Origin of the sequence: Bartonella sp. AU18XJBT, from assembly GCF_028618595.1 — a bacterium.
GTDB lineage: Bacteria > Pseudomonadota > Alphaproteobacteria > Rhizobiales > Rhizobiaceae > Bartonella.
Genome location: NZ_JAQITE010000062.1, coordinates 1 through 5,538, shown reverse-complemented (window position 1 = coordinate 5,538; position 5,538 = coordinate 1). Strand labels below are relative to the sequence as shown.

Annotated in this window: 4 protein-coding genes; all 4 read right to left on the bottom strand. The window is 36.7% G+C overall.

Going from position 1 to position 5,538, the window contains the following annotated elements:
- Positions 1–551 precede the first annotated feature (551 nt).
- Positions 552–1,022, bottom strand: coding sequence for an SMI1/KNR4 family protein (locus PVV60_RS09400; RefSeq protein WP_273724532.1), 471 nt, complete (start codon positions 1,020–1,022; stop codon positions 552–554).
- Between the two features lie 383 nt (positions 1,023–1,405).
- Entirely contained in the window at positions 1,406–1,624 is a 219-nt protein-coding gene (locus PVV60_RS09395) for a hypothetical protein (RefSeq protein ID WP_273724531.1), read from the bottom strand.
- A gap of 91 nt (positions 1,625–1,715) precedes the next feature.
- Positions 1,716–4,289 (bottom strand): DUF6990 domain-containing protein, encoded by a 2,574-nt coding sequence (locus PVV60_RS09390; protein ID WP_273724530.1) that lies wholly within the window; start codon positions 4,287–4,289, stop codon positions 1,716–1,718.
- A gap of 6 nt (positions 4,290–4,295) precedes the next feature.
- The coding region (locus tag PVV60_RS09385; protein WP_273724529.1) for a VENN motif pre-toxin domain-containing protein at positions 4,296–5,538 on the bottom strand (1,243 nt) is incomplete at its 5' end.

Below are 5,538 nucleotides of genomic sequence, written 5' to 3'. Positions count from 1 at the left end.
CTCTTATGAGTTACAAGCTATCTTTTTAAAAGCTTTAAAGAGTCATATGCTTTTCATAAAATACGTTGTAATCAATTCTCTAAATCATAAGGTTATCATTCAAAAAAACTGATAAAGTTCATAAAAAGGATTTTAATAACGTAATCAGTTTTTACTTTCATACGCTTTTCATAAGACACGTGTTAATCACTCACTAAAAAATATAATTTTAACTTTTAAAAAGAACTAACCAAAATAACAAAAGCCTATTAAAAGGGATTTTTCTAATCTCTATAATTATCAATCTCTCTTTAGATGTTTTCATAACAGTCTATAAATCGCAATTATCCTATATCCTATTTATCGTTTCTCTTATGAAAATGAAAAATGATGCGGTGGCTATAAAGAAGATAACAGTTATAAAGAATGCGTAAAAATATTAAGCTTAAATATATTACAAAACTGCTTTCAAATTAGGTAACCTATTCTTTCTTCTTCTCCAAAACAAAAATTAACAATATCACCTTCATATTTATCAACTAATTGTATAACATCATCTAAAGTGTAAGTTTTCATGAATCTTCCCCTGCGTACTCTTTAATTCTTTTGCAGAGAAATTCATAAAAATTACTTGCGTAATACTGGGGATCGTCAAGTGGAAACTTAAGATAGAGCGGGCACTCTCCATCCCGAAACTGAGTATAATCAAAGTAAAAGCTTTCACCAAAATCAGTTGTGCAGACAACAAGCTGTTTGGGATGCGTAAAACCATCTCTTCTATCGAGTAAATTTCGGTAAACAATATCACCAGCAGGAATACCAGAACAGATTTCATAAATACTGAATATTTCTTCACCTCCTATTTCTCCTCCTCCATAATTTTTTAAAAAACTCTTGTAGGAAGAGCTAAATTGTAAATCGAGAGTGTTCTCTGCTGTTTTAATCCGTACATCATCAGGTGCATTATCTTTAGTCCCAAAATTAATAACATGACTATGCATATCAATATATTGTGCAACATCATCTAAAGTATAACTTTTCATAAATTTTTCTCCATAAGTCACAGCGTGTTTTTACTAATCAATATTTCTCTCTTATAGTTAATGGAATTGGGATTAAATTGATAAAAGCATAAGGGATATTTTCTTGATGGAGCTCTTGTCTCATCTGTGTCGGTAAAATCATCTCGCATGTACAATATATGATGTCATTAAAAAGGATGATCATTAAAGCTTAGAGAGCATCTTTTAGGGACATGACTCCAATATTTGCAATAATGACCTTTTCTTTTTTCCTACTTAGAAATTTTTTTTGAAATCCAACAAATAACTTTTCTGATAAAATTTGTCTTTGGCTTCATATCAGCAACAAAACTTTTGTTTTGATAAAATGAGTAGAGAACCTCAGCGATAGGACTATCTTGTTCTTATGTCATAGGATGTAACATAATAGGCCTACAATCGACTCCAATAGGAGCTCTTCCTGATGCCATTCTTTCCAAATTTGTACCTGTTACTATCTGTCCCTTTTCTTTCCAAGAAGAAACTGTTTCAGGCTCAAACAGTTCATCTTCCTGATAAACTTTTTGACCTTTAAATTCCACAGACTCAGCTGCCCCCATACTGTTTTTCTTTATCCATTTCATGATTCATAAGCCCCTCGGATTTTTTTCAAAATAATCAATGTATTCTTTGTTCTAAATCAGCTTAATAAACTCTCCTTCCAAAAGAGCGAGGTTATTCCTCACTAGAAAGCTCTGAGTGATTGTCAAAATCCTTTGCTACGCGTTCAATTAAAGCGTAACTCACTTGCTTTGATTTTGACACCTCTTTGGCTAAAGCTATTGCCCGTTCAAGGTGAGTTTCGTTGATGCTGTCGTCAAAGCCTAGATGATCTCCTACTGCAAAACTTTGCTGATAAGAATGCAAGGTTTCAACATCACCTAATAAAGCAAGAGCGCCAAGATGAAGCAAAGCATCATCCGTATTATCTGCTTTATCCGTTGCATCCTGTTGCCAAGGAGCTATACCATAATCAGAGCGAAGTCTTTCAGAAAGATCAATAGCAGTTACTGACCATTCTAGCGCATCATCAAGCGCCTGTGTTAAACGATCCGCAGTGACTTCTGGTTCAAAGATTTCCAGTCCCTTGGCTTCAAAATTAAGTTGTATATCTGGGATATCTTCCGTGTGGGTAGGATTAATGAATTTGCAAGCTGAAGCCAAAATGCCCGTGCTAATCAAAAAGGCGCTATCAAATTGCGGACAATCTTTAGCAATTTCGTCATTATAAAGAATGTCTACTTCACGATCCGCCAATTGATAGCTTGCCATATAGTCATCTTCATTGATTTTCTCAGTTGACCACCCTAAGCTTTTTAAAAGTTCATGAGCACTTTCCATATTCAATGGAGCATCTTTATCATCCGTTTCCTCTATCTCCTCTGTCTCCTCAACAGAGGCTGTTTTGGAAACAACAGACGTTGTTTGTGGATCAAGAGACAAAATCGGAGCATTTTTTGGAAAACCCACTCGATAACCACGTGCAAGAGTGAGAAGATTATCAATTCTATATTTTGAGATTTCTTCTACAAAACCTAAAGGATTTCCCTTTCTAAAATTCTCCTTGTAAGATTTGAGCTTTTCAACATCCCCAATCAAAACAAGCGCAATAAGGTGACGCGCTACAAGATCAAGTTCACTGTCTGGGGAAAAAGCTACATAATCATAAATGATTTGATTGACATTTTGCTGCTCAGCCCATTCAAGCATATCTGTACAAATCTGCTTTAGCTTGCCTTCATCCAATTCAGTACTAGAAACTGTATAAATTTCTTCTGCTTCTTTGAGAGCTGTATATTGAGGCATATTATAGAAAATCTCTCTATGAGCACTAGAAAAACCAAGTGTTGAAAGGGAAGCCTTAAATGCAACAATTGGCTCTTTTTCATCACTTTGAAGGCTATACATTATATTGATGATACGGTCTTTACTTATGAAATAAGCATTGCAATTATAGTTTTTATCCTGATAAACTGTCCAACCCATTTGTTTTAATTGCTCTGCAACTTTATTGAAAGTAATCAAAGCTTGTGGACCAAGATGTGCTTCTGCAGCCTCTCTCTCATGAAGAATTTTCAGATGTTTTTCAGCAAATTCAACGGCATGGTTAACATATTTTTCTACGTCATCATCATCCAAATGTTCAGAAATTGTACCTACCGCAATGGAATTTTGATAAGATCTCAGTACATCGATCTTTCCTGTCAACGCTAAACAAGCCAAATGCCAAACTATATCTGTATCGTAACTATATTTTTGAACAACTGTTTTGCTTTCGATCGATGCTTGTAAATCTTGAGCGCGTGCCCATTGTATTATCCGCTCAGAGATTTGTGTTAACTCTTGTTCATTCAATGTCTCTACACAAATATCAATCCCTTTACCAAAACCACTAAAAATCCCTCCCCCAATTGTATTAAAAGACTGATAAATATCCGTAGGTCGTATCCAATTATATTCTCCCCTATAGTGAATATAACGACAAGCTATAGAAATCTCTTCGTTAGAGATCTCAGCTTCAAGACGGACACTGTAATTGTCATGGAGGCGTACAAAACCAAAATCAAACTGAATAAAACGATCTGGCAAAGAGAGCCACATTTTTCCAGGTTCCGTAGAAAACCACCCTTGGGTTTTAAGAATACGGTTTGCTGCAGTAAGGCTCATCTGCTGCTTTTTTGGTTTTTTGCGCGTTAGAATATCGTCTAACTCCCCATTCTTATAGGCTTGTGCAAATAAAATAAGGCGATCAATCCATTCTATGGTTGCATAATCCGCAAATTCTGGAACATGTAATTGGGATGCCGGCTTGTCAGACCTTAAAGCATCAATATCGCCAAGCAATGCTTCAGCAACGGCAGAATGATTGGCAGCTTCTTCGCGCAATTTTTGTTCAATATTCTGCGTTTGTGCCCATGCAATCACTTTATTTAGAGCTTCCTCAATATGGCTTTCAGAAAGATTCTGTGCTATAATTCCGAAATTTTCTTCTGCAGAAATCAACATATCATCATATTTGTAGCGCGACTGTTCACCATTAGAATATTCCCTAGCAAGGCAATAAGCGGCTGTAGTAAGATCAACTGATAGCCGCAACCTTCCACCATCCTCTCCATAATCTACAACATCATAGAGAATGCGTATTATACGATCAGAAAGATGATAATAAGCAAATGTATCTCCAACCTCATGGCGATGAGTCTCCCAACCCAATCTTTTTAAAATCTCTGTTACGTCTTTTGTTTGCATCGTAGTTCACTTTTCTTCTAAATAGCTTGGATATTCGTTGAGTCTATATTTCCGTGGTCCTTTTTCCCATTTCTTATCCAATTGTTTTTTTGGCCACTCTTTATTAAATTCTTCTAGTTGTTTCTCAGTTGGTTTCTCTTTTTCTATAAACTTCTTTAAATTTTCTTGGTATTTATTGAATTTTTCTTTATTTTGCTTAAGATACTCTTTGGCTTTAGGACCACAAAATTTTATGCTTCCTGTTGTTCCACATATTTCTCTTAAACCTTTCTGCCCTGTACTTAATTTGGCTTTACCTGTTTTGGTCTCACTAAATGCTGGTTCACCATCCTCAATATAAGTATTATCAGGACGTGTTCTTACCTTAATTGTACCTTTATCTGTCGGAATTTCAATTTCAATCGTTAATTCTCCTTCGCTTGGTGAAAGTCCTTCCTCTTCTAATCTTTGTTTTTCCTCATCGCGTTTTTTGTCATGATATTTTCTGCCTTTATTAAGCTTTTTACCCTTTCCATCCTTGTCATCGTCATTATTGTTTTGTGGGTCTTTGCTACTCGCCTGAGAATTTTTATTTTTTTCTTCTTTTGAGCTTTGATTTGTTTTTTTGCTATCTTCTGCAGAATTTTTCGAAGCAAACCAATAGGCAAGAAAATCAGCTATAGCCGACCTATTGCTAGGAGATTGAACAAGAGTTGCTCCGCCAGCCATAAAAAGGGACAGAGCTGCCAATTCTTCTGGTGCAAGCGATGCAACGAATGTTACGAATGCTGCTACTGCAGGAAGAAAATTATTTTCCGCAGCATTACCTGCAGCATCCGCGCCGGTATTGACATCACCACCAGCAAGGGCAGCTGCAAAGCCCCCCGCTATGCGGGAAATATCAATGGCATGATCATTAAAATCAGCAAACTGTGCTTCAATCTTTGCATTGATACGCGCTTGTTCTTCTGCCGTTGGAATACGACCATCCAATGCTGCTATTTCTTTTTGTATAAAATTTTTAGACCACAGTTTAAACTGGAGCATTGCGGTTGCTTCGCCTACAGCGCCCCCCACAGCGCCAGCTGTACAATCACCACTCGCTGTAGCGCCAACAATACAGCCAAGACCGGCGTGGGCAACGATCTGTGTGAGCGTATCTATTTTGCCTTCTGCCTTGGCAGTACCAATTTCTTCTGCCAACGATTTGCCAACCGTATCAGACAGAGCGATGCGCAGATTGTTAAAAAAGTTCTTGTCAAGAGAGCCA